The following is an 18134-nucleotide window of genomic DNA, read 5'->3' as shown; positions in this document are numbered from 1 at the left end:
CAACGATGACCGAGCCGCAGGACAACGAGGCGCAGAACGGCGGCCAGGCCGTGCCGCAGACCCGCACCGCCCGCCACCGCCGGATCGTGGACATCCTCAACCGGCTGCCGGTCCGCTCCCAGAGCCAGCTCGCCAAGCTGCTCGCCGACGACGGCCTGTCCGTCACCCAGGCGACGCTCTCCCGCGATCTGGACGAACTGGGCGCGGTGAAGATCCGCAACACCGGCGGTGAGCTGATCTACGCGGTGCCCAGCGAGGGCGGCGACCGCAAGCCACGGGCGCCCCTGGGGGAGTCCGCCAAGGAGGAGCGGATGCGCCGCCTCTCCGGCGAACTCCTCATCTCCGCCGAGGCATCCGCCAACCTCGTGGTCCTGCGCACTCCACCGGGCGCGGCCCAGTTCCTGGCCTCGGCCATCGACCAGGCCGAACTCCACGACATCCTCGGCACCATCGCCGGCGACGACACCCTGATGCTGATCAGCCGCGACCCGGCGGGCGGCCAGGCACTCGCCGACCATCTGCTGCGGCTGGCGCAGAAGGCGCACTGAGCCCCTCCGCACGCGCTCCCCGGAGCAACTTGTCCCTCCCCGGAGCACCTCGTCACGCCCCCGCCGGCGGTCGTGCGGAGCATCCACCCGAGCCACTCTCTCCCTGCCGAACCCCATACGGCAGGATGGCAGTTCGCGCCGGGACGTCCACGGATGTCCCGGCGCCTTCACAGCCCTAGAGACAAGCAGGTGGCATGGTGACGAGACATCACATCCGGCTCATAGCACGTCCGCTCCTTCCGGTCGCGGGAGGAACCGGCCGGTGAACCGCGCTGTGACACTGCACGACCTGATCGTGGCCGGCGCGGCGCTGGCCGCCGGCATCGTGGCCGGCCTGCTGCTGCGGGTGGCCCTGCGCTGGCTGGGCAAACACGCCCTCAAAACCCGGTGGAGCGGGGACGACATCCTCGTCGACGCACTGCGGGCCGTGGTGCCCTGGGCGGCGATCACGGGTGGCCTGGCGGCGGCCGCCGCGGCGCTGCCGCTGACGCCGACGATCGGACACACCGTCAGCCGGTCGCTGATCGTGCTGCTCATCCTGGTCGTCACGCTCACCGTGGCCCGGGTGAGCACCGGTGTGGTGAAGTCCCTGGCGCAGTCCCGGTCCGGGGTGGCGGGATCGGCCACAATTTTCGCCAACATCACCCGCATCATCGTGCTGGCGATGGGCTTCCTGGTGGTCCTCCAGACCCTGGGCATCTCCATCGCCCCGCTGCTCACCGCGCTCGGCGTGGGCGGCCTCGCGGTCGCCCTGGCGCTCCAGGACACCCTCGCCAACCTCTTCGCGGGCGTGCACATCCTCGCCTCGAAGACCGTGCAGCCCGGTGACTACATCCGGCTCAGCAGCGGTGAGGAAGGCTATGTCGTCGACGTCAACTGGCGTAACACCGTGGTGCGGCAGCTCTCCAACAACCTGGTGATCATCCCCAACACCCAGCTGGCCGGCACCAACATGACCAACTTCACCCGCCCGGAACAGAAGTTGACGATCCTGGTGCAGGTGGGCGTCGCCTACGACAGCGACCTCGACCACGTCGAGCGGGTCACCACCGAGGTCATCGAGAGCGTCATGAAGGACATCAACGGCGGTGACCCGGACCACGAACCGGCCGTCCGTTTCCACACCTTCGGTGACTCCCGTATCGGCTTCACGGTCATCCTGGGCGTCGGCGAGTTCAGCGACCAGTACCGGATCAAGCACGAGTTCATCAAGCGTCTGCACCAGCGCTACCGGGACGAGGGCATCCGGATTCCCTCCCCGGCACGCACCGTGGCACTTCAGAAGCCGGAAGAGATCGTGATCCCGCACCAGCGCGACCTGTCGGACGTGGTGCCGCCGGTTCCGTAGCAGTACGGCACCACGGCAGTACGGCACCACGGCACCACGGCGCCGCGCGGCGCGCGTACGACGGAAAAGCCCCGGCCGGTGATCCCACCGGGCCGGGGCTTTTCCGCCGGCCCTGCCCCCACCCCACCTCCCGAGGAGCTCAGCACCGTGTCAGAAGAATTAACCGTCGTGCCCGTCGCCCACGTGATCGGCGGACGCGTGGAACCGACGGATGACTACTGGGGCGGTACCCGCTCCGTCATCCGCATCGACCCCGAGCGGTACACCGAGGACTCGGTGGTCGGCCTGGAGGCGTTCTCCCATATCGAGGTCGTCTTCGTCTTCCACCTGACCGACCCCGGCGACCTGCCTCCCGAGCTGCGACGGCCCCGGGGCAACCCGGACTGGCCCGTGGGCGGCACGTTCGCCCATCGCAACATGCGGCGGGTGAACCGGCTGGGTGTCTCGCGGTGCTGCCTGGTCAGGGTGGACGGCCTGGACCTGCATGTGGAGGCCCTGGACGCGGTGGACGGCACACCGGTGCTCGACATCAAGCCCTGGTTCAGCGTGATGGGCCCGCAGGGCGATGTGCGCGAGCCGGACTGGCCCTCGGAGATGCTGGCCGACTACTACACGACCCCGCGCGCCCAGTAACCCGGGGAGTCCGGGCCGAGGAACCCCGGAAACGATCAAGGGCCTTGCTTCAGTGATCCGAAGCAAGGCCCTGACCTGGGCTGAAAGCCCTTACTGCACCGTCGGGACGACAGGATTTGAACCTGCGACCCCTTGACCCCCAGTCAAGTGCGCTACCAAGCTGCGCCACGTCCCGGTGCTCGTGCCGACCGGAGAACTCCCGGCCGGGGCGTGCAGAAGAAAAATACCCTGTCCCGGGCCATGAATCCAAAGCGGGTGCTCGCAGAGGCGCTCCCGGGCTCCCGGCGGGCACACGACTGTCATGGTTCGATGGCCTTATGGGTGAAATATCCGCGAAGGAGAACCTCCGGGTGCGCCGGGTGTACGAGCCCCCGGAGCCGGCGGACGGGGCCCGGGTGCTGGTCGACCGGCTGTGGCCGCGCGGGCTGTCCAAGGAGGATGCGCAGCTCACCGAGTGGTGCAAGGATGCGGCGCCCTCGTCCGAGCTGCGGCGCTGGTACCGGCACGAGGGGGAGTGGTTCGAGGTCTTCGCCGCGCGCTATCGCGAGGAGCTGGCGCAGGAGACCGCGCAGCGGGCGCTGGAACGGCTGCGGGAGTACGCCGAAGAGGGGCCGCTGACGCTGCTGACGGCCACCAAGGATCTGTCCGCGAGCCATGTGAACGTGCTGGCCGAGGTGCTTCAAGAGGGTCATTGAGGCTCCGCGCCACGCCGACGACCCGCCGCTGACCTGCATATTCATCGACGCGTTGACGAAACATACGGTGGAGTGCATACTTATACCCATCAGCGAATGCACCGTAAGGAGAAACCCGTGACCGAGCGCGTCGTACTCGCCTACTCGGGCGGCCTGGACACCTCTGTCTGTATCGGCTGGATCGCCGAGGAGACGGGCGCCGAGGTCATCGCCGTTGCCGTGGACGTCGGCCAGGGCGGCGAGGACCTGGACGTCATCCGCAAGCGTGCGCTCGACTGCGGTGCGGTCGAGGCCGAGGTCGCGGACGCCAAGAACGAGTTCGCCGACGAGTACTGCCTCCCGGCGATCAAGGCCAACGCCCTGTACATGGACCGCTACCCGCTGGTCTCGGCGCTCTCCCGGCCGACCATCGTCAAGCACCTGGTGGCCGCCGCGAAGAAGCACGGCGCCACCACCGTCGCCCACGGCTGCACCGGCAAGGGCAACGACCAGGTCCGCTTCGAGGCCGGTATCTCCTCCCTCGCCCCCGACCTGAAGTGCATCGCCCCGGTCCGTGACTACGCGATGACCCGGGACAAGGCGATCGCGTTCTGTGAGGAGAAGAACCTCCCGATCGCGACCACCAAGAAGTCCCCGTACTCGATCGACCAGAACGTCTTCGGGCGGGCCGTGGAGACCGGCTTCCTGGAGGACATCTGGAACGCGCCGATCGAGGACGTCTACGAGTACACCGAGAACCCGGCCACCCAGCGCGAGGCCGACGAGGTCATCATCTCCTTCAAGGAGGGTGTCCCGGTCGCCCTCGACGGCAAGCCCGTCACCGTCCTCCAGGCCATCCAGCAGCTCAACGAGCGGGCCGGCGCCCAGGGCATCGGCCGGATCGACATGGTCGAGGACCGGCTGGTCGGCATCAAGTCCCGTGAGGTGTACGAGGCGCCCGGCGCCATCGCGCTGATCACCGCGCACCAGGAGTTGGAGAACGTCACCGTCGAGCGCGAACTGGCCCGCTACAAGCGGCAGGTCGAGCAGCGCTGGGGCGAGCTGGTCTACGACGGCCTGTGGTTCTCGCCGCTCAAGCGGGCCCTGGAGGGCTTCATCAACGAGGCCAACCAGCAGGTCAGCGGCGACATCCGGATGACGCTGCACGGCGGCCGCGCGGTCGTCACCGGCCGGAAGTCCGACCAGTCGCTGTACGACTTCAACCTCGCCACGTACGACACCGGCGACACCTTCGACCAGTCGCTCTCCAAGGGCTTCATCGAGCTCTTCGGTATGTCGAGCAAGATCGCGGCCAAGCGCGACCTGGCCTGAGCCGACTCGTTGGATTCATCAGGCTGCCGCCTCCCTGCCCTTGAGGCGGGGAGGCGGTGGCACATCTACCGCAGCCTTGAGGAGCAGCAGTGAGCAGCAACAGCGGTGACGTCCGGCTCTGGGGCGGCCGGTTCGCCGACGGCCCGGCAGAGGCGCTGGCCCAGCTGTCGGCGTCCGTCCACTTCGACTGGCGGCTGGCCCCGTACGACATCGCCGGCTCCCGTGCGCACGCCCGGGTGCTCCACAAGGCGGGCCTGCTCACCGAGGACGAGCTGACCCGGATGCTCGCCGGGCTCGACCAGCTCGCCGCGGATGTCGCCGACGGCTCGTTCACCGGCACCGTCGCCGACGAGGACGTGCACACCGCTCTGGAGCGCGGGCTGCTGGAGCGGCTCGGCCCGGACCTCGGCGGCAAGCTGCGGGCCGGCCGGTCCCGTAACGACCAGGTCGCCACGCTCTTCCGGATGTATCTGCGCGACCACGCCCGGATCATCGGCGGGCTGATCGCCGACCTCCAGGAGGCGCTGGTCGGGCTCGCCGAGACCCACCCGGACGTGGCGATGCCGGGCCGCACCCATCTCCAGCACGCCCAGCCGGTGCTCTTCGCCCACCATGTGCTGGCGCATGTGCAGTCGCTGTCCCGGGACGCGGAGCGGCTGCGGCAGTGGGACGACCGCACCGCCGTCTCCCCGTACGGCTCGGGCGCGCTGGCCGGCTCCTCGCTCGGTCTCGACCCGGAGGCGGTCGCCGCCGACCTCGGCTTCGAGCACGGCTCGGCCGGCAACTCCATCGACGGCACGGCCTCCCGTGACTTCGTCGCCGAATTCGCCTTCATCACGGCGATGATCGGGGTGAACCTCTCCCGGATCGCCGAGGAGATCATCCTCTGGAACACGAAGGAGTTCTCCTTCGTCACGCTCCACGACGCCTTCTCGACCGGTTCGTCGATCATGCCGCAGAAGAAGAACCCGGACATCGCCGAGCTGGCGCGGGGCAAGTCGGGGCGCCTCATCGGCAATCTGACCGGGCTGCTGGCCACGCTCAAGGCGCTGCCGCTGGCGTACAACCGCGACCTCCAGGAGGACAAGGAGCCGGTCTTCGACTCCTGCGACCAACTGGAGGTGCTGCTCCCGGCGTTCACCGGGATGATGGCCACCCTGACCGTCAACCGCGAGCGCATGGAGGAGCTGGCCCCGGCCGGGTTCTCGCTGGCCACCGATATCGCGGAGTGGCTGGTCAAGCAGGGTGTGCCGTTCCGGGTGGCGCACGAGGTCGCGGGCGAGTGCGTCAAGGAGTGCGAGGCGCACGGCATCGAGCTGGACCAGCTCACCGACGAGCAGTTCGCGAAGATCTCGCCGCATCTGACCCCCGAGGTCCGTGGCGTCCTCAACGTCCCCGGCGCGCTCGCCTCGCGCAGCGGCCGCGGCGGCACCGCACCCTCGGCGGTGGCGGTCCAGCTCGCCGAGGTACGGGCCGACCTGGTCACCCAGCAGGAGTGGGCGACGGCGAAGCAGGCCACCAAGCTGGCCTAGCGGGCAGAGCTGAACGACGGCGGCCCGCCCCCGGGACGAGACCCGGGGGCGGGCCGTCGTCGTGTGCGTGGAAGGAGCTGGATGAGACATTGATGTCTCATTCGGCTAATGTATGTCTCATGGCCTTGGACCGTGAACGGGTACTCAAGGAAGCCGCCGCCTTGCTCACGCGGCGGGCTTCGACACCGATGGACGAGATCGCCCGCGCCGCAGGCATCAGCCGCGCGACCCTCCACCGGCACTTCGCCGGGCGGGACGCGCTGATCAGAGCGCTGGAGGACTACGGCATCGCACAGTGCGGGCAGGCGATGGACGCCGCCCGGCTGGACGAGGGGGACGCCGCCGACGCGCTGCGCCGGCTGATCACCGAAGCCGAACCGGTCGCCGCCGTACTGGCCTTCCTCTTCACCGAGAACCAGCTCTTCGAGGACGGCGAGATCAACGCCGGCTGGGCCGAACTCGACGCCCGCCTCGCCGCCCTCTTCCGACGCGGCCAGGAAGAGGGCGACTTCCGGATCGATCTGAGCGCCGCCTGGCTCACCGAGGCCTTCTACGGACTGATCGGCGCCGGCGCCTGGGCCGTACACGAAGGGCGGGTCGCCCGTAACGACCTTCACCACTCGATCGCCGAGCTGCTGCTCGGCGGCATCCGACGGAGCATGGAGAAATGACCGAGACCATAGCGTCAGGACCGGCCGGTTCGGCTCATGTGGACGATCAGCCCCGGCCGGGCCGCTGGCTCGCGCTCGCCGTCCTCGTCCTGGCCGTCCTCCTGGTAGGCGTCGACGCCACGGTCCTCGGCCTCGCCACCCCCTTCCTCAGCGAAGACCTCCAGCCGTCCGGCACGCAGCTGCTGTGGATCGGTGACATCTACTCCTTCGTCATCGCCGGACTGCTGGTCTCCATGGGCAGCCTCGGCGACCGCATCGGCCGCAAGAAGCTGCTGCTGCTGGGCTCCGTCGGCTTCGGCGCGATGTCGGTGCTCGCCGCGTACGCCACCACGCCCGAGATGATGATCCTGGCCCGGGCGCTCCAGGGCGTCGCCGGTGCGACGCTGATGCCGTCCACGCTGGCGCTGATCCGCAACCTCTTCCACGACCCCAAGGAACGCAGTCTGGCCGTCGGCATCTGGGGCGCCATGGCCTCGGCCGGTATGGCCGTCGGCCCGGTCCTCGGCGGCTTTCTGCTGGGGCACTTCTGGTGGGGTTCGGTCTTCCTGATCAACCTGCCGGTGATGGCGCTGCTGGTGGCCGTCGGTGCCAAGGTCATCCCGGAGTCACGCAACCCGGACCCCGGCCCCTGGGACATCCCCAGCGTCCTGCTCGCCCTGGTGGGCATCGTCTGTGTCGTCTACGCCATCAAGGAAGCGGCGGTGCACGGCTACCGCTGGGACATCGCCCTGGCCGCCGTCGTCGGTGTGCTCACCCTGTTCGTGTTCGTCCGCCGGCAGCTCACCCTCCCCTCGCCGCTGCTGAACATGAAGCTCTTTCACCACCGGGGCTTCTCCGGAGCGGTACTGGCCGACCTGCTGACCATCCTCGGGCTCTCCGGGCTGGTCTTCTTCCTCTCCCAGTTCCTCCAGATGGTGCAGCTGCGCTCGCCGCTGAACGCCGGGCTCGTCGAACTCCCGGCGGCGGTCGGCGCGGTGGGCGCCGGTCTGGCCGCCGGCTGGGTCGCCCGGCGGCTGTCCGTACGGCTCGTGGTCGCCGGCGGCCTCGCCGTGGTCGGACTCTCGCTGGTCGGCTGCACCACGCTGCACGCCGACACCGGCACCGCCGCGCTGTGCGTCATCCTCTTCGTGGTCGGCGTCGGCGCCGGATTCTCGTTCACCGTCACCGCCGATGTGATCCTCTCCAGCGTGCCCAAGGAGGAGGCGGGCGCCGCCTCCGCGGTCTCCGAGACGGCCTACGAACTGGGCGCCGCGCTCGGCATCGCCCTGCTCGGCTCCATCGTGACCAGCATCTACCGCGGCTTCGAGGCCCCGCCGGAGGTGCCCGGGCCCGCCACGGACGCCGCCCGCGAATCGCTCGGCGGCGCCGTCGAGACGGCCGGCCAACTCCCCGCCGACCAGGGCGCGGCGCTGGTCAGCGCCGCACAGGACTCCTTCGTCGCGGGGGTCGACGTCGCGGCCGGGGTGGGTGCGGTGGTCCTGCTGTCCGCCGCGGTCGCCGCGTGGTTCCTGCTCCGCGGCCAGGAGCTGGCCTCCGGCCCCGCCCCGGCCGGGCCCGCGGCGCTCTCCACGGCCGGTGCGAAGCCGGGGAGCGACTCCGGCCCGGTGGCCGGCGGCCCGGCGGACCGCCCGTAACGCGGTACCGCCGCTCCGCCGCTCCGCCGGACGGCGGGCACCCACCGTGCCCCAGGGCGTGTCCTGTGGATCACGGCCCCCGCGCGCGCCATGATCCACGGGACACGCCCCGGGGGCGACTGTCCCCCGCCCGTTCACGCCCGGTCCGCATCGTGGTGACCGACCGTCCGGAGCGGCCTGCTTGACTCTCCCGTCGTCCCCTCACGGACGGCCCGCTCAGGAGAGTGACGCAGTGCGCGACATCGGACGACGCTCCTTCTTCACCGCCGCGGGGGCCCTCGCCACCGCGAGCGCCATCGGCAGCAACGCCTACGCCACCGGCCACGCCCGCGACGCGGCCACCGCCGACGAATACGTCGACGTCCAGCTCCTCAACATCACCGACCTGCACGGCTATCTCCAGGGCGCCCCGGGCGCCCACTCGATCATCACCGGCGCCGGCGGAAAGACCTACACCGTGGGCGGCGTCGCCTATATGGCCGCCCACCTGGAGCGGTTGCGCGCCGGCCACCGCAACTCCCTCTTCTTCGCCCCCGGCGACCTCTTCTCCGGCTGGGAGTTCGACGCCGCCACCTTCGCCGACGAGCCCACCATCGAGGCGCTCAACGCCATGGGCCTGGACTTCGCCTCGGCCGGCAACCACGAGTTCGACAAGTCCGCGAAGTTCCTCACCGCCCACATGGAGGTCGGCGACGGCTTCCCCGTGGTCGGCCGCGACGACGACTTCGAGGACTCCACCGGACGCCGCTTCCAGGGCGCGAAGTTCCCCTACTACAGCGCCAACATGGTGTGGAACGGGAACGGCGAGCTCGTACTGCCGCCGTACAACATCGAGTACGTGGACGCCGGCGGCGGCCGCCGGCTGCCGGTCGGCTTCATCCATCTGACCGCCATCGGCACCGAGTCCTTCCCCGGCTCCTACCAGCCGGGACTGCGCACCCTCGACGAGCTGGAGACCGCCAACCGCTGCGCGGCGGAGCTCAGGTCCCGCGGTGTCCGGGCGATCGTGCTCAGCATGCACGACGGCGCGGTGGCCGGCGGCGACTTCTCCAGCGGCCGCAACCCCTCGGGCCCCGCCTACGAACTGGCCCTGCGGGCCTCCCCGGACATCGACGCCATCGTCACGGGCCACTGGCACACCGCCTTCACGATGATGCTGCCCGACCCCGACGGCGTGCCCCGGCCGTTCGTCGAGGCCGGCTGCTACGGCCAGCTCGTCAACGAGATCAATCTGCGCCTCGACCCCGACACCGGCGCGGTGATCCGGGAGCTGACCACCGCCACCAACCACCCCAACACCCGGGACGTCACACCGGACCCGGAGCTCAAATCGATCGCCGGCTACTGGGCGGACTACGGCAGCCGGCGCGCCCGCAGCCGCCTGGGCACCCAGAGCGCCTCCTTCACCCGGCGGCGCAACGCGGTGGGGGAGAGCACCATGGGCAACCTCGTCGCCGACTGGGCGCTGTGGGCGGGGCGGCAGCCGCTCGGCCCGATGGACGATCCGGCCGACCACCCCAACACCCCCGCGGACCTCGCCGTCATCGCGGTCGCGCCACGCGTCGGCCAGACCGTGATCGCCGGCGATCTGATCCGCGACGAGGAGACCGGCGGCGCCGTCACCTTCGCGCAGGCCTGGAACTCCGTCGGCTTCGGCGACCCGATCATGACCGTCACCGTCACCGGCCGGCAGCTGCACGACGCCCTGGAGGAGCAGTGGGCCCCGACCGCCGGCGGCGGCCTCGGCTTCTCCCCGCTGGCCGTCTCCGCCAATGTCCGCTACACCTTCGACGCCGCGGGAGCGGTCGGCCGGCGGATCGACCCGGCGGAGGTGTTCATCGACGGCACCGCCCTCGACCTCACCCGCCGCTACCGGCTCGCCGCCCCCTCCTACACCCTCATCAACCAGGACGGCTTCAGCGCCTTCACCGGCTTCACCGCACCGGTCCGGCACACCCGTGACTTCGAGAGCTTCGTCTCCTTCATCCGCGCCAGGAAACAGCTGAATCCCGCCCCGTTGAACCGGGTGGCGGTCAAGAACGCGGGGGTGCCCGGCGCCCGCACCGGCACCATCACCCAGCGCCAGCAGCTGCTCCAGCCCGACGGCAGCGTGGTGCCGCGGCCCGAGGCGGCCCTGCGTACGGCGCTGACCGGCGGCGCCGAGGGCCAGCGTGCCCCCGGCGGCTTCCGGGTGCCCTGCTGAACCGCCCGCACCGCAGCGGATACGCGACGGGCCCCATCCGGAGAACGGATGGGGCCCGGCACACGGCGGACGGGTCAGGCGGCCCTGGCCTTGGTGGCGTAGATGTCGACGTACTCCTGACCGGACAGCTCCATCACGTCGCTCATCACCTCGTCGGTGACGGCCCGCAGGACATAGCGGTCACGGTCCATGCCGTCGTAGCGGGAGAAGTCCAGCGGCTCACCGAAGCGCACCGTCACCGGCGCGATGTGCGGGCGGCCCTTGCCGCCGGGCTGCACCTTGTCGGTGCCGATCATCGCGAACGGGACGACGGGCGCACCGGTCATCAGGGTGAGCCGGGCGATGCCGGTACGGCCGCGGTAGAGACGGCCGTCGGGGGAGCGGGTGCCCTCCGGGTAGATGCCGAAGACGCTGCCCTCCTCCAGGACCCGGCGGCCGGTCATCAGCGCCGCGACCCCGCCGTGTCCGCCGTCCCGGTCCACCGGGATCATGCCGGCGCTGGTGAAGAACCAGGCCATCAGCCGGCCCTTGAGGCCCTTGCCGGTGACGTACTCGTCCTTGCCGATGAAGTACACCGGGCGCTTGACCACCAGGCTCAGGAACAGCGAGTCGATGAAGGTGACGTGATTACCGGCCAGGATCACCGGCCCGGTCGCCGGAATGCGCTCCATGCCCTCGACCTTCGGGCGGTACAGGACACGCATGACGAATCCGAGAATCGCCTTCAGCACAATGCGGGACAACGGGCCCTCCGGGTCGTGACTGGTCAACGTCAAGCAGGCGCAGAACTGTGCGCAGCCAAGGACCATACTCGCGGGTTACTCCCGCGCGCACATCGGGTTCACGAGGTCGATACGCACAGTTGACGTGTGTTACCGCCATCTTCCCCCCGATGTCGTCGTCCGGCTCCCCGGCGTGACCCGTCCGTGCCTACGATCGGCCGGGTTGCGCGGGCCGGTGTGCAACACGCCTCACCGCACGCCGGAAAACACCCGGAAGCACCCGGAAGACCAGCGAATGCCTCAGACAAGGAGCGTGCGCATGCACAAGCGCCAGCAGCCGGGACGTCGGACGGTACTGGGGGCCGCGGCCCTCGGCGCGGGAGCGGCGGTGTTCGGCGGAGCCGGCCAGGCGAGCGCGGCCGGGCGGCCCGGGACGCCCCAGGAACTGCCGGTACCGCTGATCGTCGGCCACCGCGGCGCCAGCGGCTACCGCCCCGAGCACACCTTCGGCTCCTACCAACTCGCCCTGGACATGGGCGCGGACGTCATCGAGCAGGACCTCGTCCCCACCAAGGACGGGCATCTGGTCTGCCGCCACGAGAACGACATCACCGCCACCACCGATGTCTCCGCGCACCCCGAGTTCGCGGACCGCAAGACCACCAAGACCGTGGACGGGGTGAAGCTGACCGGCTGGTTCACCGAGGACTTCACGCTCGCCGAACTCAAGACGCTGCGGGCCAAGGAGCGCATACCGGGCACCCGGCAGCACAACACCCTCTATGACGGGGTGTGGGAGGTGCCGACCTTCGAGGAGGTGCTGCGGTGGGCCGAGCGCGAGGGCCGCAAGCGGGGCCGCCGCGTCTGGCTGCACATCGAGACCAAGCACCCCACGTACTTCCGCAAGCTGGGCCTCGGCCTGGAGGAGCGGCTGGCCAAGGCGCTGCGCGCGCACGGCCGGCACCGTAAGAACTCCCCGAACTTCCTCCAGTCCTTCGAGCCCAGCAGCATCCAGCGGCTGGACAAGCTCGTCGACTGCCCCAAGGTCGTGCTGCTCTCCACGCTCGACTCCCGGCCCTGGGACTTCACCGAGGCGGGCGACCCGCGCAAGGTCGCCGATCTCATCAAGCCCGAGGGCCTGAAGTGGCTCGCCGGCTTCGCCCAGGGCATCGGGCCGGACCTGACCGTGATCATCCCGCGGGACAAGGACGGCAAGCTCGGCGAGCCCACGTCCGTCGTCAAGGACGCGCACGCCGCCGGACTGGTCCTGCACCCGTATACGGTCCGCAACGAGAACAGCTTCCTGCCGGCCGACTACCGCCGCGGCACCGACCCCAACGCCTACGGCGACGCCCTCGGGGTCTTCAAGGCGTACCTCGGCACCGGCATCGACGGCCTGTTCTCCGACAACCCCGACACCGCGCTGCTGGCCGCCGCGGAGTTCCGCAAGCGCTGACGCCGGCCGCGGACCGCCGCCGCGGCGGCGGTCCGGCCGCCCGGACCGGCACCACCTCCCCGGCATTCTCATCTGAGTTGGGAATGTCACAGGGGAGCTCGGTGCCGGTCCGTTCCACTTGTCCCGATTGCCTGCGCAGAATGCTCGCGGCGAAGATTGCCGCCGCCCTCTGCCGGGGATTCCGGAAGAGGCGGTGTCAGCACCGCCATGGCGGCGCCGGGTACCCCACGGCGCCGTCGGTCAGGGCACATCGTTCCGGGCGCACCCCTCTCACCCTCAGCGCGCCCGGACCAGCGAACCGAATAGGGGAGGCATACGCGCATGGGCACGAGTGTGACCATCTCTGCGGCGACCGACCAGGACGCCGAGCAGATCCTCAAGCTCCAGTACCTCTGCTACCAGCAGGAAGCCGCGCTCTACGACGACTACGGCATCGAGCCGCTCACCCAGACGCTGCAGGCGCTGCGGGCCGAACTCGGCGAGGGCTGCGTCGTGGTGGCCCGGCTCGGCGAGGAGGTGGTCGGTGCCGTGCGCGGCACGGTCGACGAGGACGGCACCGGGCACATAGCCAAACTCATCGTGCACCCGCGGATGCAGCGGCACGGCCTGGGCGGCCGGCTGCTCGACGCCGTCGAGGGCCGGCTGGTGGCCGAGCACTCGGCCACCCGCTACCGCCTGTTCACCGGCCACCGCAGCGAGGGCAATCTGCGGCTCTACCGCAGCCGTGGCTATGTGCCCGTGGGCACCGAGCAGCGCACACCCCGGCTGAACGTGGTCACGCTGGAGAAGGAAGTACCCGAGCCGGCCGGCGCGGGGGAGCTCGTCGCTCAGGCATAACGCAGGAGCGGACCCGCCCCCGGGCGGAGCGGGTCCGCCCTGAGCCGCCCTCGTCGGAGCAGAGAGCAGAGCGGGGATCAGAGCTCACCCGGATGGCCCAGCTCGCTCGCCGGGCGGCTTCAGGCCGTCGTTCGCTCCGTACGCGACCGGCGCAGCCACAGCAGCCCGGTGACGGGCAGGAAGACGGGGATGAAGAGGTAGCCCATGCCGTAGTCCGACCAGACCGTGGCGTCGGGGAACGCGGACGGGTCGAGCAGCGTCCAGGTGCCGATGCCGAACACCCCGAGCAGCTCCAGCGCACAGCAGGCGAACGCGGCCCGGCGGGCGCCCTCGCCGCCGCGCACCAGCGAGAAGGTGATGAACCCGTAGACGACCGCGGAGCCCGCCGAGAGGCCGTACGCCAGCGGGGCCCGGTCGAACTGGGCGATGAGCTGGTACAGCGAGCGGGAGGCGGCCGCGACGGTGAAGATGCCGTAGAGCGCGACCAGCAGCCGGCCGGGGCCGGTGCCCAGGGAGCGCCGGGCCGGGCCGGCGGCCGCGGTGAGCTCGGTGGTCCGCGTGGTCTCAGGCACTGCCGCCTCCCCAGATGTCGAACAGCCGCACTTCCAGGACGGCCAGCACCACGGCGCCCGCCGCGACGGTGGCCGAACCCCAGCGGGTGCGCTCCGAGAGCGACATGAAGCCGGTCGCCGGGACACAGGCGGCGGCCCCGAGCAGATACGAGACGAAGAGCGCGGTGCCCTTGTCCGGCGAGACTCCGCGGGACAACTGCACGACGGCGATGACCAGTTGGACGATGCCGAGCAGCGACACCAGGCCCATGCCGATGAAGTGCCAGTCCTTGGTGGGCTGGTCACGGAACGCCGCGAAGCCGCACCAGGCGGCGAGGGCGAGAGCGGTCACCGCGACCGCGGTCGTCAGCGCGTCGATCACCGGGGCCTCCGGACGGCGTGGCCGCGCGCCGTGGGGTTGTGGGGCATGGGGCGATGCTAATCGGCGCCGGGCGGGCGGCCACGCCCGGCCCCACCGCGGTCCGCACGCCCGCGGGAGGCGCGGCCGGGGTTCCGGGCCCCGGCCACGCGGCCGGAACGCCGGCCGTGGCGTTGGCCGTGGCGTTGACCACAGCGCACCGGGCCCCCGTGCCGTCGGCCGCTCGCCCCCTCCCTCCGAGCCCGGCCGCATCCGTGCAGGCCACGGCCGGGTCGGGCGAGACCGTTTCCGCCCGACGAGGCGCTGTCCACGAGTCGGTCGGTGGTGTCCGCAATCCGGACTGGCTTGATCGGGCCGCACTGCTGTCTGGTTTACTTCCCGCATGACCACGACGAGCTACCGCACCCCTGCGACCGAGGCGTACCAGACGCCCGGTGCTCGTTGCCTGTGTCGAATGTGTGACCGCTGAGGGCCCCCGCCTGAGCCTCGCGCCCCGAAGCGAGACCCTGCCATGAGCCGTACGTCGGACTCCCGACGCCCCCGGCCGCCCCGCGTCACCGGAACCCGGAGCCGGGCCCCGCGCCCGCCGCCGCTCCCTGTTCCCCTCTGCCGCACTCGCAAGAATGCCCCGTGCCCGGCGGGCGAGCCGCCGAGCACTCGACAGTGACGGAATTCCCTGTGATCACCACAACGGGCCTGACCAAGGTCTACCGTTCCGGAGACCGCGAAGTCACCGCCCTGGACGGCGTCGATCTGCACGTCCGCGAAGGAGAGGTGTACGGCGTCATCGGCCAGAGCGGCGCCGGCAAGTCCACCCTCATCCGCTGCCTCAACCTCCTGGAGCGCCCCACCTCCGGCACGGTCACCGTCGCCGGCCAGGAACTGACCGCCATCGCCGGCCGCGGCAAGCGCGCCAGCGCCGGACTGCGCGCCGCCCGCAGCCACATCGGGATGGTCTTCCAGCACTTCAACCTGCTGTCCTCACGCACCGTGCAGGACAACGTCGAACTGCCGCTGGAGATCCTCAAGGTCGACCGCAAGGAGCGCTCCCGCAAGGCGCTGGAGCTGCTGGACCTGGTCGGCCTCGCCGACAAGGCCAAGGCCTACCCCGCCCAGCTCTCGGGCGGGCAGAAGCAGCGCGTCGGCATCGCCCGCGCGCTGGCCGGTGACCCCAAGGTGCTGCTCTCCGACGAGGCCACCAGCGCCCTGGACCCGGAGACCACCCGCTCCATCCTCCAGTTGCTGCGCGACCTCAACCGCAAGCTGGGCCTGACCATCGTGCTCATCACGCACGAGATGGACGTCGTCAAGACGATCTGCGACTCGGCTGCGCTGATGAAGAACGGCCGCGTCGTCGAGCAGGGCACCGTCGCCGAACTGCTCGCCACCCCCGGCTCCGAGCTGGCCCGCGAGCTGTTCCCGGTCGGCGGCGAGCCCTCCGCCGACGACCGCACCGTCGTCGACATCACCTTCCACGGCGATGCCGCCACCCGCCCGGTGATCTCCGAGCTGTCGCGCACCTACAACGTCGACATCTCGATCCTCGGCGCCGCCATGGACACCGTCGGCGGCAAGCAGATCGGCCGGATGCGCATCGAGCTGCCCGGCCGCTTCGAGGAGAACGTCGTGCCGATCGGCTTCCTGCGGGAGCAGGGCCTTCAGGTGGACGTGGCGGACGTCGACCACAGCGCCGCAGCGACCGCCGCCGGCCCCGTCGACCGGCCGGCCACCCCGGAGCCCGCCGCCGCGCTCCAGAAGGAAGGTGCCAAGTGACCTGGAACGAGATGCAGCCGCTGCTGTACGACCGCACGCTCGACACCCTCTTCATGGTGTGGTGGTCCGCGTTCTACGCGGTGCTCCTCGGCATCCCGGTCGGCGTGCTGCTGCATCTGACCCAGCGCGGCGCCGTCCTCCAGAACATCGTCGTGAACAAGGTGCTCGGCGCGATCACCAACATCGGGCGGTCCTTCCCGTTCCTGATCCTGATCGTGGTGCTGATCCCCTTCACCCGGCTCCTCGTCGGCGTCTCCATCGGTCCGACCGGCGCGGTGGTCCCGCTCGCCATCGCCGCCATCCCGTTCTTCGCGCGACTGGTCGAGGCCGCCCTGCGCGAGGTCGACCACGGTCTCGTCGAGGCCGCCCACGCCATGGGCGGCGGCACCTGGACCATCGTCTTCAAGGTGCTGCTGCCGCAGGCGCTGCCCGCGCTGGTCGCGGGCGTCACCACCCTGGTCATCCAGCTGATCGGCTACTCCGCGATCGCCGGTGCGGTCGGCGGCGGCGGTCTGGGTGACCTCGCCTACACCTACGGCTACCAGCAGTACGAGACCTCGCTGATGATCGCCACCGTGGTGGAACTGATCCTCCTGGTCACCCTTGTCCAGGTGCTCGGCGACCGCATCGTCCGCCGGCTCGCCCAGCGTGGCACCCGTGCCTCCTCCCTGCGCCGTACCCGCATCGAGGAGCCGGCCGCCGTCACCGAAGCCGCCTGACCCCGGAGCCACCCGCTCCACCCAAGAGCCCGGACCCTTTGCCGGGCGGACACCGCACATGAACCCGTGTGTGAACAAGAAAGAGGCACTCTTCGTGCGCAACACCATCAAGATCACCGCAGCCGTCGCCGCCGCCTCCGCCGTCGCCCTCGGCGCGAGCGCCTGCTCGGCCCCCTCCGACACCACCGCCAGCAGCGACAAGGGCGACAAGAACGCCCCCCTCGTCGTCGCCGCGAGCCCCGCCCCGCACGCCGCCATCCTCGACTTCGTCAAGAACAAGCTGGCGGACAAGGAGGGCCTCAAGCTGGTCGTCAAGCCGTTCAACGACTACAAGATCCCGAACAAGGTCACCGACGACGGCCAGGTCGACGCCAACTTCTTCCAGCACAAGCCGTTCCTCGACACCTTCAACAAGGAGAACGGCACGCACATCGTGCCCGTCCAGAACGTGCTCATCGAGCCGCTCGGCGTCTACTCCAAGAAGATCGACAAGCTCTCGGAGCTCAAGGCCGGCAGCACCGTCTCGGTCCCGAACGACCCCTCCAACGAGGGCCGGGCGCTCAAGCTGCTCGCCGACAACGGCGTGATCACCCTCAAGCCCGGTGTCGGCTCCGACGCCAAGCTGACCGACGTCAAGGACGACAAGGGCGTCAAGATCACCGAGCTGGAGGCCGCCCAGACCGCGCCGCGCATCGACGACGTCGACGCCGCGATCGTCAACGGCAACTTCGCCATCGGCGCCCACCTCAAGCCCTCCAAGGACGCGCTGGCCCTGGAGAAGTCGAAGGACAACCCCTACGCCAACTTCCTCGCCGTCAAGAAGGGCAACGAGAACGACCCGCGGATCAAGAAGCTGGCCAAGCTCCTGAACTCCCCCGAGGTCAAGAAGTTCATCGAGGACAAGTACAAGGACGGCTCGGTCATCCCGGCCTTCGGGCCGGCCAAGAGCTGACGCACGTCAGGGACGGGCTTCCGGCCGGGTGGGTTCCGCCGGGCCGGCTGTCCCGTTGGGCCGGCTGTCCCGTTGGGCCGGTTTTCCGCCGGACCAGTTTTTCCCCGCCGCCCACCCCCCTTCGGGGGGTGGGCGGGTGTAGACACGCGGTCGCCCGTGCGCAGGTCACC

The 18134-nt window shown here is 70.4% G+C and carries 17 protein-coding genes and 1 tRNA gene; 14 read left to right on the top strand and 4 right to left on the bottom strand.

The annotated features are described in order from the left end of the window. Positions 1-5 precede the first annotated feature (5 nt). The 3 genes from ACZ4XD_RS19530 (at position 6) to ACZ4XD_RS19520 (ending at position 2529) form a co-directional block, all read left to right on the top strand. The gene (locus ACZ4XD_RS19530; RefSeq protein WP_042157018.1) at positions 6-548 is read left to right on the top strand and encodes an arginine repressor; all 543 of its coding nucleotides are present in this window, start codon (positions 6-8) and stop codon (positions 546-548) included. Positions 549-810: 262 nt separating this feature from the next. After that, positions 811-1896 carry a mechanosensitive ion channel family protein gene (locus ACZ4XD_RS19525; RefSeq protein ID WP_468043646.1) on the top strand — a complete coding sequence of 362 codons (1086 nt, stop codon included), beginning with the start codon at positions 811-813 and terminating at the stop codon, positions 1894-1896. A 147-nt stretch (positions 1897-2043) separates the two neighbouring features. Further along, positions 2044-2529 carry an SAM-dependent methyltransferase gene (locus tag ACZ4XD_RS19520; protein WP_468043644.1) on the top strand — a complete coding sequence of 162 codons (486 nt, stop codon included), beginning with the start codon at positions 2044-2046 and terminating at the stop codon, positions 2527-2529. Between the two features lie 101 nt (positions 2530-2630). Here ACZ4XD_RS19520 and ACZ4XD_RS19515 read toward each other — a convergent pair. After that, positions 2631-2704: transfer RNA gene (locus ACZ4XD_RS19515), tRNA-Pro, on the bottom strand. A 142-nt stretch (positions 2705-2846) separates the two neighbouring features. On the opposite strand from ACZ4XD_RS19515, the gene ACZ4XD_RS19510 reads away from it, so the two are divergent. From ACZ4XD_RS19510 to ACZ4XD_RS19485, 6 genes are all read left to right on the top strand, one after another. After that, positions 2847-3224 (top strand): DUF488 domain-containing protein, encoded by a 378-nt coding sequence (locus ACZ4XD_RS19510; protein ID WP_468043642.1) that lies wholly within the window; start codon positions 2847-2849, stop codon positions 3222-3224. 117 nt (positions 3225-3341) lie between these two features. Further along, positions 3342-4535, top strand: a complete 1194-nt coding sequence (locus tag ACZ4XD_RS19505) for an argininosuccinate synthase (RefSeq protein ID WP_468043640.1) — start codon at positions 3342-3344, stop codon at positions 4533-4535. An 89-nt stretch (positions 4536-4624) separates the two neighbouring features. Next, complete coding sequence (gene argH, locus ACZ4XD_RS19500) at positions 4625-6067, top strand: argininosuccinate lyase (protein WP_468043638.1); 1443 nt, start codon at positions 4625-4627, stop codon at positions 6065-6067. Between the two features lie 119 nt (positions 6068-6186). Further along, positions 6187-6738, top strand: coding sequence for a TetR/AcrR family transcriptional regulator (locus ACZ4XD_RS19495; protein WP_468043636.1), 552 nt, complete (start codon positions 6187-6189; stop codon positions 6736-6738). Further along, positions 6735-8372, top strand: a complete 1638-nt coding sequence (locus tag ACZ4XD_RS19490; RefSeq protein ID WP_468043634.1) for an MFS transporter — start codon at positions 6735-6737, stop codon at positions 8370-8372. The genes ACZ4XD_RS19495 and ACZ4XD_RS19490 overlap by 4 nt, the downstream gene beginning before the upstream one ends. A gap of 232 nt (positions 8373-8604) precedes the next feature. Then, the gene (locus ACZ4XD_RS19485) at positions 8605-10575 is read left to right on the top strand and encodes a bifunctional metallophosphatase/5'-nucleotidase (protein ID WP_468043632.1); all 1971 of its coding nucleotides are present in this window, start codon (positions 8605-8607) and stop codon (positions 10573-10575) included. A gap of 74 nt (positions 10576-10649) precedes the next feature. On the opposite strand, the gene ACZ4XD_RS19480 is transcribed toward ACZ4XD_RS19485, so the two are convergent. Further along, positions 10650-11318, bottom strand: coding sequence for a lysophospholipid acyltransferase family protein (locus ACZ4XD_RS19480; RefSeq protein WP_042157001.1), 669 nt, complete (start codon positions 11316-11318; stop codon positions 10650-10652). Positions 11319-11616: 298 nt separating this feature from the next. Between ACZ4XD_RS19480 and ACZ4XD_RS19475 the strand changes: the two genes are divergently transcribed. Together ACZ4XD_RS19475 and ACZ4XD_RS19470 are read left to right on the top strand one after the other, a co-directional pair. Further along, the gene (locus ACZ4XD_RS19475; RefSeq protein WP_468043630.1) at positions 11617-12753 is read left to right on the top strand and encodes a glycerophosphodiester phosphodiesterase; all 1137 of its coding nucleotides are present in this window, start codon (positions 11617-11619) and stop codon (positions 12751-12753) included. A gap of 321 nt (positions 12754-13074) precedes the next feature. Then, positions 13075-13590 (top strand): GNAT family N-acetyltransferase, encoded by a 516-nt coding sequence (locus ACZ4XD_RS19470; RefSeq protein ID WP_468043628.1) that lies wholly within the window; start codon positions 13075-13077, stop codon positions 13588-13590. A gap of 119 nt (positions 13591-13709) precedes the next feature. Here ACZ4XD_RS19470 and ACZ4XD_RS19465 read toward each other — a convergent pair whose 3' ends face one another. Next, the gene (locus tag ACZ4XD_RS19465; protein WP_468043626.1) at positions 13710-14162 is read right to left on the bottom strand and encodes a hypothetical protein; all 453 of its coding nucleotides are present in this window, start codon (positions 14160-14162) and stop codon (positions 13710-13712) included. Further along, entirely contained in the window at positions 14155-14523 is a 369-nt protein-coding gene (locus tag ACZ4XD_RS19460) for a hypothetical protein (RefSeq protein WP_468043624.1), read from the bottom strand. Before ACZ4XD_RS19460 ends, ACZ4XD_RS19465 begins: the two co-directional genes overlap by 8 nt. 675 nt (positions 14524-15198) lie before the next feature. On the opposite strand from ACZ4XD_RS19460, the gene ACZ4XD_RS19455 reads away from it, so the two are divergent. The 3 genes from ACZ4XD_RS19455 to ACZ4XD_RS19445 all read left to right on the top strand — a co-directional run bounded on the left by ACZ4XD_RS19455 (position 15199) and on the right by ACZ4XD_RS19445 (position 17964). Further along, positions 15199-16293, top strand: a complete 1095-nt coding sequence (locus ACZ4XD_RS19455; RefSeq protein WP_468043622.1) for a methionine ABC transporter ATP-binding protein — start codon at positions 15199-15201, stop codon at positions 16291-16293. Then, positions 16290-17012 carry a methionine ABC transporter permease gene (locus ACZ4XD_RS19450; protein WP_190841283.1) on the top strand — a complete coding sequence of 241 codons (723 nt, stop codon included), beginning with the start codon at positions 16290-16292 and terminating at the stop codon, positions 17010-17012. The genes ACZ4XD_RS19455 and ACZ4XD_RS19450 overlap by 4 nt, the downstream gene beginning before the upstream one ends. 70 nt (positions 17013-17082) lie before the next feature. Next, entirely contained in the window at positions 17083-17964 is an 882-nt protein-coding gene (locus tag ACZ4XD_RS19445) for a MetQ/NlpA family ABC transporter substrate-binding protein (protein WP_078885881.1), read from the top strand. Positions 17965-18134: the final 170 nt, after the last annotated feature.

Source organism: Streptomyces sp. NPDC029466 (assembly GCF_055574515.1).
The sequence above is the reverse complement of the archived record's forward strand: the minus strand, read 5'-3'. Positions and strand labels throughout refer to the sequence as shown.